The organism is Delftia sp. ASV31 (assembly GCF_016428765.1).
GTDB classification, from domain to species: Bacteria; Pseudomonadota; Gammaproteobacteria; order Burkholderiales; family Burkholderiaceae_C; genus Comamonas; species Comamonas acidovorans.
Genome location: NZ_JAELTK010000054.1, coordinates 1 through 15,368, shown reverse-complemented (window position 1 = coordinate 15,368; position 15,368 = coordinate 1). Strand labels below are relative to the sequence as shown.

Genomic DNA, 15,368 nt, shown 5'->3' with positions numbered 1-15,368 from the left:
GAGACAGCGGAAAACGGGAACGGGCCCGCACTGCGGGCCCGGTGGGGCGGAGGATCAGAGTTCGTAGTCGTGCACGTGGCCGCTCATGGCGCGCATGATCAGGTCGCGCGTCAGGCGGTCGCTGAGCAGTTCGGCGAAGCGGTAGACGAAGTTGCGCAGATAGGCGCCGCGCTTGATGGCCACGCGCGCCACGCTTTGGCCGAACAGATGGCCCATGGGGCGCACCACGAGGTCGTTGACCGGATCGTCGCGCATGGCCATCTCGGCCACGATGCCGATGCCCAGGCCCAGGCGCACGTAGGTCTTGATCACGTCGGAGTCAATGGCCTCCAGCACGATGCGCGGACGCAGCCGGCGCGTGGCGAAGGCCTGGTCGATCTTGCCGCGCCCGGTGAACGAGGGGTGGTAGGTGATCAGCGACTCATGGGCGATGTCGTCCAGCGTGATGCGCTCTTTCTGCGCCAGCGGATGGCCCGTGGGCATGACCAGCACATGCTGCCATTCGTAGCAGGGCAGGGTGACGAGATCGGGGTAGTCGGCCAGGGACTCGGTGGCCATGCCGATGTCGGCGATTTCGTCGATGACCATGCGCGCCACCTCGGCCGGCGTGGCCTGGTGCAGGCTGATGGTGACCTTGGGATACAGGTCGCGCAGCCGTGCCACGGCGGGCGGCAGCACGTAGCGGGCCTGGGTGTGGGTGGTGGCAATCGACAGCGTGCCGCTGTCCTGGGCGCTGTACTGCTCGCCGATGCGCTTGAGGTTGCCGATCTCGCGCATGATGAGTTCGATGCTCTTGAGCACCTCCAGGCCGGGCTCGGTGATGCGCTTGAGGCGCTTGCCGTGGCGCGCGAAGATGTCGATGCCCAGCTCCTCCTCCAGCTCGATGATGGCCTTGGAGACGCCGGGCTGCGAGGTGTGCAGGGCCTTGGCCGCCTCGGTGAGGTTGAGGTTGCGGCGCGCCGCTTCTTGGACGAATCGGAATTGGTGCAGGTTCATGGCGGTGACAGCTGGGTGCAGCGCGCCATTATGCTGCATTTATATAAAGAAGCGATTCGTTATTTCAGCTTCCTGACCTGCCGGAAGGCTCCGTGGCCGCCAACGCCAGCTCTGCCAGCAGGGCCGTGACACGTGGATGCTCGCCCACGGCAGGCTCCAGTTCCACGGCCACCTGTGGGTAGGTGTGGCGGATCTCCTGCACCAGCTTCGGGATGTCCTCACGCGCATGCTTGCCCGTGCCCAGGAACAGGGGCAGCACCGTGATGCGCGTGGCACCCGCCTCGACCAGCCCGCGCGCGGCGGTGGGCAGGTCGGGCGCACAGGCTTCCAGGTAGGCGCATGCAGCCAGGCTGTGGGGCCGCGTTTGCCTGACGGCGCCGAGCACGGCCTCGATGGGCTGGCGCCACAGGGCGTCGCGGGAGCCGTGGGCCAGCAGGATCAGGCCGGCAATGCCGGCCGCTGTTGTGTCGTTTTGCATGGCAACGGACCTAGCGGCGCAGCACCAGCCAGGTGAAGGCGGTCAATGAAAGAAGGCTGTAGAGCAGGCCCGGCGCCGCAGCGGTCAGCCAGGGCGACCAGGTCTGCAGCGTGCCGATGTAGCCGAACACGTTGTTCAGCAGGAAGAAGCTGATGCCGGCCATCACACCGCCGAACACATAGGCCGCGATGCCGCCCGAGCGGAAATGCAGATAGGCAAAGGGCAGGGCCAGCACCACCATCACCAGGCAACTCATGGGGTAGAAGACCTTGCGCCAGAACTCGATCTCGTACTTCTGCGCGGCCTGGCCGTTGGCCTCCAGGTGGCGCACGTACTGAAACAGCGAGATGGTGGACATGCGGTCGGGCTTGAGCAGCGCGGCCGAGACCATTTCGGCGCTGATGCCGGTCTTCCAGACCAGGCTGTCCTCCTTCTCGCGCAGCAGCACCATGCCTCCGTCGGCCTTCGCCTTCAGGCGGCTGGCCTCAACGCCCTGGAGCGTCCAGGATTCGCCATCCTCGCTGACCTGCGCCGCCTGCGCATGGATCTGGGCCGAGATGCGGCCCTGGCCGTCAAAGTCGAAGATGCGCACATTGGAGAAATCACCGGGCCCGCGGATGGCGCGCACGTTGATGGCGATGGAGTGATCGCCCTGGCGTTCCTTGAGCCAGGCACCCGTGGCGCCGCGCGACAGCTGGGCCAGGTGGATGGCGCGGATGTTCTGGCCCGCGTTCTCGGCCGCCGGCGCCAGGTAGTCGCCCGTGCCGAAGGTGGCCAGCACAAAACCCAGGCCCAGCACCATCAGCGTGCGCAGCGCCAGCCAGGGGCCCATGCCGCTGGTGCGCATGATGGTGAATTCCGAGCTCTGGGCAAAGCGCGCCATCACGTAGATGGTGCCGATCAGCACGGTGATGGGCATCAGCTCGTACAGGTGGCTGGGGATGCGCAGCACCACGAAGAGCAGGGCGTGCGTGATCTGGTAGCCGTTGTTGCCGCCGCGCCCGACCCAGCGCAGCTCATCGACCAGATCGAAGAAGAAGAACAGCGCCAGGAAGGCCAGAGTCACATAGCCGACGGCCGCGATGATGTCGCGGTACAGCAGGTTTCTCAGAACTCTCATCAGGGCACCGCCTTTGCGTCATCCAGGGCAGTCGGCTTGCAGGGCCTGCGCCACAGGTCGCGCGGCGACCAGCGCTTGTGCCGGGCCAGCAACACCAGCAGTGCCAGCAGCAATGTTCCTCCGTGCAGCAGGGCCGTCATGGCGGGCATGCTCAGCTTGCCCGAGGCCACCCAGTTCTCGCCCAGCGTCATCAGGTTGTAGTACACGATGAAGGCGAACAGCGCGAGCATGAGGCTGCCGCTGCCGCCAGCGCGTGGGTTCACGCTGGCCACGGCCAGGCCCAGGATCACGAAGTTCAGCGCCGCCAGCGGCAGGCCTATGCGCCAGCCCAGCTCGGCGCGGTAGATGGGTTCGGTGCGCGGCAGCAGCTCATGCGTGTACGTGCTGCGCGCGGCCATTTCCTCGGCGGCGGCCAGATTGCTGCCGCCGCCGAGCTGCGTGCCGTATTCCTTGAACTCGCTGATCTTCACCGAGCCGTCGCTGGTCTGCGTTTCCATGCGCTGGCCGTCGGTCAGCACGGCCATGCGCTCGCCCTTGACCACTTCCAGCCGTGCCCCGCGCGCCGAGGTCACGGACTCGCGCCCGCGCTCATTGGCCACGATGAACACATTGTTGGCAGCGGTGGCGCTGGGCACGTCCTTGTCGATGAAGAACACGCGCGAGCCGCCGGCAGACTCCTGGAACTCGCCGGGGGCGATGCGGTCAATGTCGCTGCGCTGCTCGAACTGGGTCTTGATCTGCTCGATCTGCTGGTTGGCCCAGGGCAGGATGCCCAGGCCCAGCACGGCGATCACGGCCAGCACCGGCCAGGCAAAGCGCAGCAGCGGGCGCAGCAGGCTGGCCAGCCCCTGGCCTGCGGCGAACCAGATCACCATCTCGCTGTCACGGTACATGCGCGACAGCGAGCCGACCACGGCCACGAAAAGCCCCAGGCCCAAAATCGTGGGCAACTGGCCAAGCACCGTATAGCCCATGACCAGCAGAACGTCGGAAGGGCTGACATTGCCCTTGTAAGCCTGGCCCAGCGTGCGGATCAGCATCATGGTCATAACGACCGTGATCAGCACCACGACCGTGGCACCGAAGCTGCGGGCCAGCTCTTTGCGTATGGATGAATCGAATAACATTGGCTGAAAGGAAAACGCCGATTATGAACTTTGAACTGAAGCCGTTGACGACTGCCGCAGCAGTACGTGAAAAGTGTGACCTGTTGTTGGTGCTGGTGACCGAAGCCACGGTCACGGGCAGCGACGCGCTGTCCACCCTGGTCGCACACGCGGTCAAGGCCGGAGATTTCGAAACGGCAGCCGGCAAACAGCTGGCACTGTACGGCCTGCCAGCCGTCGCTGCACGCCGAGTCGTGCTGCTGGGCGCGGGCAACGGCTCGGCACGGGAAGTGCGCCAGGCCGTGGCCGGCGCAGGTGCCGCGCTCAAGGCGACCGGTGTTGGCAAGGCCTTGCTGTGCTTTGGCTTCGATGCGGCAGGTCCTGCCGTTGCTGCCGCCGTTCTGGCGGCGGCCGATGCCTGCTACAGCTATACCCACACCAAGCCGCAGGCCAAGCCCGTGGCGCTCAAGAAGCTGGTGATTGCCACAGCCGTCAAGGCGGGCGACAAGAATGGCGTTGCCGACGCTTTCAAGACCGCCGTGGCCCAGGCCGAAGGCATGACCCTGGCACGCGAATGGGCCAATCGCCCCGCCAACCACGCCACGCCCACCTTGCTGGCTGACGCGGCCCGCGCCCTGGCCAAGCTGCCCGGCATCAGCTGCAAGATCCACGGCCCCGCCGAAGTCGCCAAGCTCGGCATGGGCGCTTTCATGGCCGTGGCCCAGGGATCGGAGCAGCCGCTGCGCTTCATCGAACTGCACTACAACGGCGGCACCAAGGGCGCCGCGCCCGTGGTGCTGGTCGGCAAGGGCATCACTTTCGATACCGGCGGCATCTCGCTCAAGCCTGCCGCTGAAATGGACGAGATGAAGTTCGACATGGGCGGCGCCGCCAGCGTGCTGGGCGTGTTCCATGCGCTGGCCCGGCTGCAGCCGGCCGTCAATGTCGTCGGCCTCATTCCGGCGTCCGAGAACATGCCCGGCGGCGCTGCCGTCAAGCCGGGCGACGTGGTCACCAGCATGAGCGGTCAGACCATAGAAATCCTCAACACCGATGCCGAAGGCCGTCTCGTGCTCTGCGATGCGCTGACCTACGCCGCCCGCTTCAAGCCCCGCGCCATGGTGGACATCGCCACGCTGACCGGCGCCTGCGTCATCGCCCTGGGCGGGCTGCGCAGCGGCATGTTCTCGCCCAGCGACGAACTGGCCCGCGCGCTGGAGCAGGCCGGCGATGCGGCACTGGATCCCTGCTGGCGCATGCCGCTGGACGAGGAGTACGGCGAAGGCCTCAAGAGCAATTTCGCCGACATGGGCAATGTGGCTGGCCGCGCGGGTGGCGCAGTCACGGCAGCCAAGTTCCTGCAGCGCTTTGTGGGCGACATTCCCTGGGCGCACCTGGACATCGCCGGCACGGCCTGGAAGAGCGGCGCCGCCAAGGGCGGTACAGGCCGCCCCGTGGGCCTGCTGCTGCACTATCTGCTGGCCGGCATCGATGCTGGCAAGGCGCAGGCCAAGGCTGCTGCATCCCATAAAGCTGCTGCACCCAAGAAACCTGTGCCACCCAAGGCAGGACCTGCCGGCCGCCGCAAGGCTGCAGTTGCCGCTCAGCCGGAGCAGGCATGAGCGCATCGTCCCCATCAGCCCGGGCCTGTTTGAAGGGAGCATCGCTTGACTGAAGTGGCCTTCCATTTCAACGCGCCCGACAAGCTGGCCTATGTCTGCCGCCTGGCGCGCAAGGCGCTCAGGCACCGCACGCAACTGGTGGTGCTGGGGTCGCCGCCGCTGCTCAAGGCCTTGTCGCCCAGGCTGTGGAGTGTCTCGCCCACCGACTTCCTGGCCCATGCGGGCGAAGGCGATGGGGCAGACATCATGGCCTTCTCGCCCATCGTTTTGCTGGAGCGGCTGGACGGCGCGCCGCACCACGACATGCTGGTCAACCTGGGCGGCGAAGTGCCCGAAGGGTTCGAGCGCTTTGCGCGTGTCGTCGAAGTGGTTTCCGCCACCGACGAGGAAGACCGCCACCTGGCCCGGCAGCGCTGGAAGCACTATGCGGCCCAGGGTATTTCCATCAAGCGCCATGACCTGGTCCTCAAGGAGTAAGCCATGAGCGCTCCTCCCTCCAAAACCCCACCGCGCTTTGTTCCCACGCTCACCGATGTCGTTGCGGTGGATGCGGTGCAGGCATCGGTTCAGACGGTCGAACCCCAGGCACCCCTGGCACACCCCGTGTCCGAACTGCCGCTGACGGACGAAGCGACGCCCTGGGCCAGCGAAGGCATGCTGGCGCCTCGGCGTGGCGTGGTCACCCTGCCTGCGTCCCTGCCGCCACTGCCGCAGGACCTGGAACCCCAGCGGCCCATGGTCACCGAGCAGGCTGCACCCGAGGAAATCCCGACACCTGCAATGCAGCCCGTGCTCTCGGACTATCAGCCGCCCAGCGCCCCGTCCGTGGAAATGCAATTGGCCCAGGAAGGCCGTCTGGCCGAAATGGCTGACGTGACTGATGCGGCGGATGTGGCAGGTGCGGCAGATGTGGCTTCAGCGGGCGACGTGGCACCGGCCGGGGAAGTGGTCCCTGCCGACCTGGTGGTCCCGGTGGTGCAGGCTGTCGTGGCAGAGGCAGCTGCCGGGCCGACGCCGGCTTCCCCTGCCATGCCGGCAGCCCCCACCATGGAGTCCATCTGGGACAGCCATGCGCAGCAGGTCACCGAGGAATATCTGGTCCATCGCCTCATGCAGCGTGTGGACCTGGTGCTGGACCAGCGCTTGCGCGACGCCATTGCCACCGTGGTTCAGCAGCAGACACGGTCCATCGTCGTGCGTCTGCGCGAGGAGGTGGAATCCGTCGTGCGCCAGGCCGTCTATGAGGCGGTGGCCGATGAATTGGCCTTTCGCGCCACGGCCGCACGTGGCGACGCCGGCCAGGGCAGCCGTTGAGTGCAGGGCAAGGGCGGGTGGCGCAAGCCCCCGCCTGATCCGGTCGTCAGCCTGCGCGGGCCGGGCCTGAGAACACCTCGGGATTGAGGATGTTGCTGGGCTGCCCCGCAACGAAGTTCACCACATTGTCGAAGGCAGCGCGAAAGTACAGCTCGTAGCTGTCCTGCTCCACGTAGCCGATGTGCGGCGTGCAGATGCAGTTCTCCAGTCGCAGCAGCGCATGGCCCTGGAGGATGGGCTCGCTCTCGAACACGTCCACGGCCGCCAGGCCCGGCCGGCCTCGGTTGAGCGCACCCAGCAGGGCATCGGCCTCCACCAGCTCCGCGCGCGAGGTGTTCACGAACAGGGCGGTCGGCTTCATGCGTGCCAGATCCTGCGCCGTGACGATGCCGCGTGTGGCCTCATGCAGGCGCAGATGCATGGACAGCACGTCGGATTCGGTAAAGAAAGCCTCGCGCGAGTCCGCCGCCGCAAAGCCATCGGCCTGCGCCTTCTGGCGCGAGCTTTCGCTGCCCCAGACCAGAACCTGCATGCCGAAGGCATGGCCGTAGTGCGCGACCAGCCGTCCAATGCGGCCGTAGCCCCAGATACCCAGCGTGCGCCCGTGCAACACGCTGCCCAGTCCGAAATTCGCAGGCATGGACGCAGCCTTGAAGCCCGATTGCTGCCATGCGCCGTGCTTGAGGTTGGCGATGTACTGCGGCAGCCGCCGCGTGGCCGCCATGATCAGCGCCCAGGTCAGCTCTGCCGGCGCAATGGGCGAGCCCACGCCCTCGGCAATCGCAACGCCCTGGTCGGTACAGGCCTGCACATCGATATGGGCGCCGGCCTTGCCGGTCTGCGCGATCAGCTTCAGGCGCGGAAGCTTTTCCAGCAGCTGCCGGCTGATCTGCGTGCGCTCGCGGGTCAGCACGATGATGTCCGCATCGCGCAACCGCACCGACAGCTGGCCAACGCCCTTGACGGTATTGGTGAAGACCTTGGCGTTGAAGGGCTCCAGCAGACGAGCACAGTCCAGCTTGCGCACGGCGTCCTGGTAGTCGTCAAGAATGATGATGTTCATTGCCTGTGAATCCGTCATAAGCCTTTGATTTATCTCCGATTTGCCGCGCAAGATGTTGTCGGCAAATGATTTATTCCATTCCTGCGCTTACCTTTGCGCTTCATCTGCGCTTGCCTGGAATCGTCTGCACTTCACCGCTCGGTATAGGTTTTGTGTAGGTTTTTCCGGCATTCGAGGTGTAGCTTCAGATGTTCTTTGACGCACGTTCAGCCAAGACCCTAAAGCAGGGCGAACACATTGTCGTACAAGGTTGCCCAGGCTTGAGGCTCGAAGCGACGGCCAGCACGAAATCTTGGACCTATCGTTACAGAAGCTTGGCGGATTCGGCAAAGCTCAAACAGGTCAAACTCGGCCAATGGCCAGCCATGTCGCCAGCCCAGGCTGCAGCCGAATGGCAGGCAGCACGGGACCTGCGTGAGCAGGGAAGAGATCCGGCGGATGAGCGAAAGCTGGCGCGCAAGGCATTGGCGCAACCGGTTGCACAGGTTTACACACTGACCATGCTGGTTGACGACTATGCCGCCCGGTATCTCATGGTCAACCGGGAGGCCAAGGGCGCCCGCAACATCGAGCAGCGTCTGCGCAATGCGATCTCGGGACGGGAGTCGACATCCGTGGCCGAGGTGGGGCGCTCTTTTGTCTACGACGTCATTGAAGGTCTGTCCGACCGCCCCGTGCTGGCCAAGTCCGTGAAGACGGAGATGGCAGCTGCATGGCGCGTGGGGCTGGAGTCAGGGCGAATTCCAGACGGCATGCCCAACTGGTGGGCGGAACGTACGTCCCACAAGCTTCGCAGCAAAGGGGCAGTGCGAGATGGAAAACATAAAGGCACCAGCAAACGCGTGCTGAGCGGCGCCGAGATCAAGACGCTGATCGGCGGTGAGCTGTCGATGTTCAGCCAGCAGGTTCAGGATTTCCTGACGCTGCAGCTGAGGACATGCACGCGAGGCGGGGAGATCTGCCAGATGCAGAAGAAGCAGTTGTCGGAGGAGGGGGGGGGCTTTGGTGGACCGTGCCCAAGGAGGCAATGAAGATTCGGCACGTTGAGCTCGCACATGACCTTCGTGTGCCTTTGTTCGGTCGTGCCGAGCAGATCGTGCGTCGTCTGCTGGCGAATGAGGGGCCATGGCTGTTCCCGAGCATCGGGCGCGATGTTGTGCTGAAAGGACAGACCCAGGCCTACATGCAGACCAAGGTGCACTACCTGCAGCCTTACAGCAAGACGAAGCCCGAGCACAAGCGGGCGCGGCTGACCGTGACGCATTGGTCGCCGCATGATCTTCGGCGGACGGGGCGCGCCATCCTTGCGTCGATGGGCTGTCCGCATGAGGTTGGGGAGGCGATCCTTGGCCACGTCCTCCCTGGCGTGGCGGGCTGCTACAACCTCTACCGGTACGACGCCGAGCGCGGCCAATGGCTGGCGGCGCTCGACGCGAAGTTGGAGGAGTTCATCGGGGCCTAGGGGCACCGGTGTTCTCAGGTGGCAGCAGCTCGGATGCCGGCCGCCGGGCGGACCAGTCATCGAGCTCCGCGCACAGCCAGCCAACGCGCCTGGCAGACAGCTGGCGTGGCTGGGGTATCTGGCGCTCACGCACCAGTTGTTCGAAGGAACTGACGCTCAGCGCCACGTAGGCTGCGGCATGCTCGCGGCCGAGCACGGCAGGTGCAAAGTTCAGGGTGATGCTCTTGGACATGGGCGTCCTCAATGAAAAAGGCCAGCGGGTGCTGGCCAGGTGATTGGTTCGTCGTCGCGGTGTGGCGCGCGCTTGTCGCGCCAGTTCTTGGGCTTCTTGCTGGCCATGGTCAGGTTTCCTTGTTGTCGTGGGCACGCTCGCAGAACCGCGTTATTGCGGCGGCCCGCGCGTGGTGGGCCGGGTTGGAGGAATCAGGCGGCCCGGCGTAGCTGCCAGGCCGTGGACTCGGGCGAGTTGAGCGAGACGATTTGCCGCATGGGCACGGGGCTCACGGAATTGCCCACCATCCGCACCTGGGCGGTTTTCGTCAGTGGCTTGCCGGAGGCGGTCCGGTCAATGACGTAGCCAGGAGGGAAGTCCTGGGCGTTGTAGAGCTCACGCGGCACCAGCATGCGCAGCGTGATGCCCACGATTACCCAGGGCTCGCCCTTGAGCCAGACGGTTACGAGCGCCAGGCGGTCGCGCGTGGTGATGGTGGTCATCGGGTCGCGCAGGTCCGCCCACTGGCCGCCGCTGGCGTGGTAGCGCATGAGGAAGGCTGCGCAACGCAGGGCGCCGGCTTCCTGCTCGGGCGACAGGTGGTACTGGATCAGGGCATGGTGCTCGGCCCCGGCTGTGACCGTGGGCACCGGCTCGCGCACGTCGCGGCCAACGCTGTTCCGGCGCAGCGTGCACAGGTGGGCAGCGATCAGCTGCTGCTGGCTGCCGCTGGTGGTCACGGTCGGTACGGGGTCGCGCAGGTCGCGTGCCGGCGTGCTGTTGAACCTGCCGTTGGCCTGGACCATGAACGCGGATGCCAGGCTCTGCCCACCGCCGCTTGCCGTCACCGTGCCCAGAGGTCCCCGGATGTCGTTGGCCCCGTGGCTCCAGCGCTTGCTGCCGTCCTTGCCCTCGCCGTGCCCGGCCTCCACCAGGTATGCCGAGCTGATGGCGTGCTTGATGCCGCCGGCCACGGCCGTGCCCAGGGGCTGGGACAGATCCAGCACGCGCGGGGCCTGGCCCTTGGCCTCGCCGTAGCCCATCTGGATGAGGGTCGGTGACACCAGGGCACGGCACCCGCCTTTCTCCGTGGCGATGGTGCTCATGGGTCTGTCGAGCTTTTCGATTTTCCCGCCATGGGCCATGTTCACGATGAACGGCTGGGGGCTGTTCAGCACGAACTTGTCCAGGCCATGCGCGATCCGCCGCATGGTGGCCGGCGCCAGTTCCTTCTTGCGCCCGAAGATGCTTTGCCCGGGGATGCTCCAGTCGATGCACTCGGCTGCCTGGCGGAATGGCTTCTGGCCCGCCTTCGGATGCTTCCAGTGCGTCTGCGCTGGCCACACGATGGGCAGGCCGTCGCGGCGGGCGATCAGGTACAGCCGTGTGCGGGTGCTGCGAGAGCCCAGGGTGGCGTTGCAGATCACCCGCCATTCCACCTTGTAGCCCAGGTCGCGCAGCGCCTGGATGAAGTGGCGCCAGTTGCGGCCCTTGTGCTTGGGTTCTGGCACCAGGAACTGATTGCCGCGCGGCACCACCTCGCCGGGTTCGGCTACGCGGAAGGTGGCTTTGCCCGTGGCAGGGTCCGTGATGCGGTCCAGCGTGATGACGCGGCCCGTGGCGGGGTCGCGCTTCGCAATCAGCGGGGACCACTGCATCATCTGTTCGACGTTCTCCAGCGTGATGACATCGGGCTGGGTCTTGCCGGCCCAGCGGATGACGATCCACGCGAGCGACCGGATTTCCCCGTTGCGCGGCTGGCCGCCCAGGGCCTGGCTGTGGTGTGTGCAGTCCGGGGATGCGTGCAGCAGGCCCACCAGCTCGCCCTTGGTCACGGACAGCGGGTCCACCTCGCGGATGTCGGCGCGGTAGTGCCTGGTTTGCGGATGGTTAACTTCGTGCATGCCGATGGCGTCGGCATCGTGGTTGACGGCGGCATCGACCGGGCGGCCGATGGCCTGCTCGATGCCTGTGGATGCGCCGCCGCCGCCGGCAAACAGGTCGATCACCAGCTTGGCTGCGAGCGGCAGGAGAAATTGAGGGGTAAGCATGCGGCTCCTTGAAATTTGGGCCAAAAAAAAGCCGCTCGCGGCAGGGCCGGGCGGCTTCGAGATACCTGTCGATTGCTCAAGATAAATTAGAATGGTTTGTTGTAAAATTTGGTAATCAACAAAGAGGGGTTAAATGAAATTTAAAAAACTGATTGCAGCAATTGCTTTTGCTACTTCCGTTTGTGCGCATGCGCATTACACAGTGACAATTTATCAGTCTGGCAGTGACGTTATTGCGGTGGGGAGTGGGTCAATTAATATGATAAGTTTAAAGGGGGATGTATATACTCGCGTTATTCAACCCAATATTGCCTCTGGTTATGGGCTTTTGGCATTAGGCAAGCGTAATCCCGGTATATATCTAGGGCAAGTTACTGGGCCTGATCGATTTGGATTTGCTCCCGGGGTTATAGATGCCACGTATGCAGAAGGTGATGCTGTAGGTATTGATGCATCGTGGGGTACTCTAATGGTGCCAAACGGGTATGTGTCCGGCGCACCTCTTCAATCACTCGCTAGATGGAATGACTGGACCCTTAGTAGTTTAGGGCTTAGACCGGGAGAATATCGTTGGTCGTGGGGTGAAGGAATATATTGGGATACATTCACAATAGTCGTCACACAGGAACAGAACCCGCTCCCAACAACGCCAGTCACTATCGAAGAGTTGCTTCGAAAAGGGATTGATGGCGTCTGCAAGCAATGTGATGCAAATAATGCCCCGGGATACTTGGATAATTTGCGTGGTTTTGGGGTAAGGCACACAAATTAATAGTTAGAGTATTTGCATTTGCAAATAAATTACGTTGAGTTGTATTTTAGGCGACCATGCGAGATATTAATTTCTCATGGCTCGCTATTTTGTACAAACTCTTAATCAGTGGTGTATACGTCTGCCACTGACTTGCAATCAGGAATTGCTCCCGATCCTTGCCAACGATCCAGTTTGGGCGCCGCCTGGGAATAAAAATCCCCTGGAGCGCACACCCCAGGGGCTTGAGGCGCCGCCTAGACTTGGCGCGCACCTCCTTACTTGGTGTATCGGCAGCCCCTCGCCTAACTTTTGGCCATTTCGATCAGGAATTGCCCGCGGTCTTTGCCGTTGATCCAGTTCGGCGGCTTGCCGCGGCCAGTCCAGGTGGCGCCGCTGGCGGGGTCGCGATACTTCGGGGCGCCGACGCTGCCCTTGCGCTTCTTGCCCTGGGCCGGGAAGACATCGGCAGCGGTCAAGCCGTGCTCTGCGATCAGCGCGCGGGCTTCGGTCACAGCCTTCGCCTTGGCCTCTGCCTGAGCAGCTTCGATCTGGGCGTCGAGGGTGGCTTTCTGGGCCAGCAGTTCTTTGTATGCGGTCATGGGTGGTTCCTTGTGGTTCCTTGTGGTTCCTTGTGGTTCCTTGTGGTTCCTTGTGGCGCCGCGCGGGCGCCGTGAGTGGTTCAGTGGATGGTTCAGGCCGGTTCGCCGGTCACGGCCGCCGCGAATGCGTCTTCGGGCGTCTGGTTCAAAGGGTGGTTCGGGTCGGTCGGCGGCTCGTCCTCGCCTTCCTCGCGCTGGTCCGCGTTGTCCGGCTGGCTGGAGGGCGTGTCTGGCCTGCCGGCGCGGTAGCCGCGTTTGGCTTGGATCAGCTGCGCCGGGGCCAGCAGCTTGATGTAGACCTCCTTTTCGGAGGCCAGGCCAGAGAGCTCACCGTAGAGCACGTTGTCGTTGAGCTCGTCGTCGTTGAACTCGACCGTGCCCCGGATCGTGACGCTTCGGCCTTCGTGGGTCTCGTACTCTAGGCCCTTGAGGACGGCGTCCACGAAATCGACGTGAGCGTCGTTCAGGCCGTAGTCCCAGATGAAGCGATACCCGTGCCATTTCTGCTTCTTGGCATAGGCGAAGCTGGTGGGCAGCAGCGGGTGCCGCAGGTTCGGCAGCGGGATCAGGACACCGGGCAGCGCCTCCTGGCCGGCCGTGGCCGCCTTATTGCAGTAGTGGTGCTCGCGCAGACCAGGCTCCAGCAGGTCCAGCAGGGTGTTCTCGCGTGAAAGGCTTCAGAAACCCTGAAGAGCTGACCACCACAAAAACGCTTGTGATTTGAAGCATCACATATGCGAACCCTCCGAAACCTGAGGCTCCCGCAAGCAGCCCGGCGGTTGCAGGGGCCGAAACAATTGGGCAGACTGACGCCATGACCGAAGTGACCCGTGAACTACTCGACGCGAAGCTCGACAGCGTGTGCGCTGAGGTGCGCGCATCTATCGCAGAGTCATCCAAGGAGACCGTCGCTGCGATGGGCCAGCTCAACACGCAGATGGCCACCATGCAAGGGCAGATGCTGACCGAGATGCAGAGTCTGCGCGCTGACTTCGCCAACATGCTGAAGGACGTCACTAAGGAGATGGCGGCGACTGGCGTGGCTGTTGCGAACGTAGGTGGAAAAGTTGAAGGCCTGGAAGGCAAGGTTGATGGACTGAAGTCCTCGATCAACATGCTGCAGTTCGTGGTCGGTACTGTTGTAGTCGGCGGAGCGGCGATCATCATCGGCCTCATGCAAGTTGACCTAGCAAAGAACCCGCCTGCTCCTGCGGCCCCGGCTGCAGCTGTGACCCAGCCGGCCAAGTAACCGGCCGTACCCCAACCAAGCCCGCCCCGCGCGGGCTTCGTCGTTTTTGGGCTATCCGTGACGTACGATGCGCCGCTGATCAGCAGATGGAGGTGGGGTCAATGGGACAAAAAAAGAACTGGCTGCGGCGCAGCCTCGGCCTTCTGCTGGGTCTGTTGCCACTCTGGCTGGCGTTGGCGTCGCTGGCACAGGCCGTGAACTATCCGCGTGAAGAGGCTCTGTGGCTGGCTGGCGCAGCGCTGGCGGTGGGTGTATTCAACTTCTCCTTGGCTTTCCTGCGCCCTATATGGCTCTCGACGGTCCGAGGCCTCACCGAGTTCTCGCACGTCTCAGGTGCGCCAGGGATCGGATCGCTGCTGGTCCTGCTGGCCTGCGGGTTCGGCTTTGGTGGCCTGGGCACCAGCGTGCTCGCGCTCATGGCCGTCCTGCTGGACACGGGCGGTACTCCCTGGCTCGTGGCCTCAACCTGGCGCGACTCGTCCTTCTGGGACAACTATCGCTCGACCGGGGAGAGCGCTAAACCATTGTTCTCGGGGTTGGCTGGGGAATTGGCACCAACGATCTCACTGTCCGATCTGCATCAGGCACCCCGAATCCTGAAGGCCGAGGTTTTCGCGTCGCCGCATGACGAACACTACGAGATGGCGCTCGTGTATTGCGTGGATCATGAGGCGAACTATGTGTTCTCGCTCTCGCGCTTCCCCTATCAGGACGAGATCGAGCTGAGGGTGTTGGACCAGTCGATTACGAGAGTGCGAGATGTCGAAGTCATCTTGGATGGCAACGTGCTGCGCGCCGATTTGCCGCCGGAGGTCGCGCGGGAGTTGGATGGGACACGCCAGTACGTCGTGAACCTGAAGGCCACCGGCGTCGAACTGCAGAACGTGAGGGATGCCCTGGCCAAGATCTTCGAGGGCAAGAAGGGGCTGCTCATCGCCTCGTGACGCCCGTGCCAGTCCCAGTCCAATAAAAAGGCCCGCTGGGCGGGCCTGTGAAGTTGGGCTGATCAGCCGTGCCACTGGCCCTTCACCCAGAACCAGTTGTTGATGTCCGCGCGCCACACCCAGTGGCCAGGCACCCAGTAGTGAACCGGGCTGGGTGGCGCTGGCCTCACCTCGACGATGACGGGAGGCATTGGCGGCACGGTGTTGGCAACCCAGTGACCTCTCTGCCAAACCCACTGGTCCCGCTCCCAACGCCAGTACCCGTTCACCCAGTGCCAACCAGGCGCAGGGGGTGCGCCGCGCTCTTCCACGATCACTTCCGGCACTGTCTCTTATACACATCTAAAAGGGGGGGGGGGGGGGGGGGGGGGGGGGGGGGGGGGGGGGGGGGGGGGGGGG

General features: G+C 64.1%; 18 protein-coding genes and 1 pseudogene. 8 read left to right on the top strand and 11 right to left on the bottom strand.

The features are described from left to right. Nucleotides 1-54: 54 nt before the first annotated feature. The 4 genes from JHD82_RS18770 to lptF form a co-directional block, all read right to left on the bottom strand. Nucleotides 55-996, bottom strand: coding sequence for a CysB family HTH-type transcriptional regulator (locus tag JHD82_RS18770; protein ID WP_034398475.1), 942 nt, complete (start codon nucleotides 994-996; stop codon nucleotides 55-57). 64 nt (nucleotides 997-1,060) lie between these two features. After that, on the bottom strand, nucleotides 1,061-1,474 hold the full coding sequence (locus JHD82_RS18765) for a sirohydrochlorin chelatase (protein ID WP_199138074.1): 414 nt from the start codon (nucleotides 1,472-1,474) through the stop codon (nucleotides 1,061-1,063). Nucleotides 1,475-1,484: 10 nt separating this feature from the next. Beyond that, nucleotides 1,485-2,594 (bottom strand): LPS export ABC transporter permease LptG, encoded by a 1,110-nt coding sequence (gene lptG, locus JHD82_RS18760; protein WP_199138073.1) that lies wholly within the window; start codon nucleotides 2,592-2,594, stop codon nucleotides 1,485-1,487. After that, nucleotides 2,594-3,721 (bottom strand): LPS export ABC transporter permease LptF, encoded by a 1,128-nt coding sequence (gene lptF / locus JHD82_RS18755; protein WP_199138072.1) that lies wholly within the window; start codon nucleotides 3,719-3,721, stop codon nucleotides 2,594-2,596. The genes lptG and lptF overlap by 1 nt, the downstream gene beginning before the upstream one ends. Before the next feature lie 23 nt (nucleotides 3,722-3,744). On the opposite strand from lptF, the gene JHD82_RS18750 reads away from it, so the two are divergent. The 3 genes from JHD82_RS18750 to JHD82_RS18740 are packed head-to-tail and all read left to right on the top strand — an operon-like array spanning nucleotide 3,745 to nucleotide 6,636. Beyond that, nucleotides 3,745-5,322, top strand: coding sequence for a leucyl aminopeptidase (locus JHD82_RS18750; RefSeq protein ID WP_199138070.1), 1,578 nt, complete (start codon nucleotides 3,745-3,747; stop codon nucleotides 5,320-5,322). Between the two features lie 45 nt (nucleotides 5,323-5,367). Then, nucleotides 5,368-5,799 (top strand): DNA polymerase III subunit chi, encoded by a 432-nt coding sequence (locus tag JHD82_RS18745; protein WP_012205376.1) that lies wholly within the window; start codon nucleotides 5,368-5,370, stop codon nucleotides 5,797-5,799. Nucleotides 5,800-5,802: 3 nt separating this feature from the next. Then, nucleotides 5,803-6,636 (top strand): hypothetical protein, encoded by an 834-nt coding sequence (locus JHD82_RS18740; RefSeq protein WP_199138068.1) that lies wholly within the window; start codon nucleotides 5,803-5,805, stop codon nucleotides 6,634-6,636. Nucleotides 6,637-6,682: 46 nt separating this feature from the next. Here JHD82_RS18740 and JHD82_RS18735 read toward each other — a convergent pair whose 3' ends face one another. Next, nucleotides 6,683-7,699, bottom strand: a complete 1,017-nt coding sequence (locus tag JHD82_RS18735; RefSeq protein ID WP_043781876.1) for a D-2-hydroxyacid dehydrogenase family protein — start codon at nucleotides 7,697-7,699, stop codon at nucleotides 6,683-6,685. 188 nt (nucleotides 7,700-7,887) lie between these two features. Between JHD82_RS18735 and JHD82_RS18730 the strand changes: the two genes are divergently transcribed. Together JHD82_RS18730 and JHD82_RS18725 are read left to right on the top strand one after the other, a co-directional pair. Continuing rightward, on the top strand, nucleotides 7,888-8,730 hold the full coding sequence (locus JHD82_RS18730) for an integrase arm-type DNA-binding domain-containing protein (protein ID WP_199138066.1): 843 nt from the start codon (nucleotides 7,888-7,890) through the stop codon (nucleotides 8,728-8,730). Further along, on the top strand, nucleotides 8,727-9,161 hold the full coding sequence (locus JHD82_RS18725) for a hypothetical protein (protein ID WP_199138064.1): 435 nt from the start codon (nucleotides 8,727-8,729) through the stop codon (nucleotides 9,159-9,161). The genes JHD82_RS18730 and JHD82_RS18725 overlap by 4 nt, the downstream gene beginning before the upstream one ends. Here the strand turns inward: JHD82_RS18725 and JHD82_RS18720 are convergent. Together JHD82_RS18720 and JHD82_RS18715 are read right to left on the bottom strand one after the other, a co-directional pair. Next, nucleotides 9,148-9,393, bottom strand: a complete 246-nt coding sequence (locus JHD82_RS18720) for an AlpA family transcriptional regulator (RefSeq protein WP_199138062.1) — start codon at nucleotides 9,391-9,393, stop codon at nucleotides 9,148-9,150. The genes JHD82_RS18725 and JHD82_RS18720 overlap by 14 nt on opposite strands. A gap of 191 nt (nucleotides 9,394-9,584) precedes the next feature. Further along, on the bottom strand, nucleotides 9,585-11,423 hold the full coding sequence (locus JHD82_RS18715; RefSeq protein ID WP_199138060.1) for a DNA cytosine methyltransferase: 1,839 nt from the start codon (nucleotides 11,421-11,423) through the stop codon (nucleotides 9,585-9,587). A gap of 133 nt (nucleotides 11,424-11,556) precedes the next feature. Between JHD82_RS18715 and JHD82_RS18710 the strand changes: the two genes are divergently transcribed. Then, entirely contained in the window at nucleotides 11,557-12,195 is a 639-nt protein-coding gene (locus JHD82_RS18710) for a hypothetical protein (protein WP_199138058.1), read from the top strand. Between the two features lie 284 nt (nucleotides 12,196-12,479). Here the strand turns inward: JHD82_RS18710 and JHD82_RS18705 are convergent, their stop codons facing one another. Together JHD82_RS18705 and JHD82_RS29920 are read right to left on the bottom strand one after the other, a co-directional pair. Beyond that, nucleotides 12,480-12,776 (bottom strand): H-NS family nucleoid-associated regulatory protein, encoded by a 297-nt coding sequence (locus JHD82_RS18705; protein ID WP_199138056.1) that lies wholly within the window; start codon nucleotides 12,774-12,776, stop codon nucleotides 12,480-12,482. Nucleotides 12,777-12,868: 92 nt separating this feature from the next. Beyond that, nucleotides 12,869-13,219 carry a hypothetical protein gene (locus tag JHD82_RS29920; protein ID WP_233174797.1) on the bottom strand — a complete coding sequence of 117 codons (351 nt, stop codon included), beginning with the start codon at nucleotides 13,217-13,219 and terminating at the stop codon, nucleotides 12,869-12,871. A 371-nt stretch (nucleotides 13,220-13,590) separates the two neighbouring features. On the opposite strand from JHD82_RS29920, the gene JHD82_RS18695 reads away from it, so the two are divergent. After that, nucleotides 13,591-14,025: a hypothetical protein gene (locus tag JHD82_RS18695; RefSeq protein WP_199138054.1), complete on the top strand. Its 435-nt coding sequence runs from the start codon at nucleotides 13,591-13,593 to the stop codon at nucleotides 14,023-14,025. 101 nt (nucleotides 14,026-14,126) lie between these two features. Continuing rightward, nucleotides 14,127-14,969 (top strand): hypothetical protein, encoded by an 843-nt coding sequence (locus JHD82_RS18690; protein WP_199138053.1) that lies wholly within the window; start codon nucleotides 14,127-14,129, stop codon nucleotides 14,967-14,969. Between the two features lie 62 nt (nucleotides 14,970-15,031). Here the strand turns inward: JHD82_RS18690 and JHD82_RS18685 are convergent, their stop codons facing one another. Both JHD82_RS18685 and JHD82_RS30480 read right to left on the bottom strand, forming a co-directional pair. Further along, the gene (locus JHD82_RS18685) at nucleotides 15,032-15,169 is read right to left on the bottom strand and encodes a hypothetical protein (RefSeq protein WP_233174796.1); all 138 of its coding nucleotides are present in this window, start codon (nucleotides 15,167-15,169) and stop codon (nucleotides 15,032-15,034) included. 18 nt (nucleotides 15,170-15,187) lie between these two features. Continuing rightward, a pseudogene (locus JHD82_RS30480) lies at nucleotides 15,188-15,280 on the bottom strand (hypothetical protein); the annotation flags it as partial. Nucleotides 15,281-15,368: the final 88 nt, after the last annotated feature.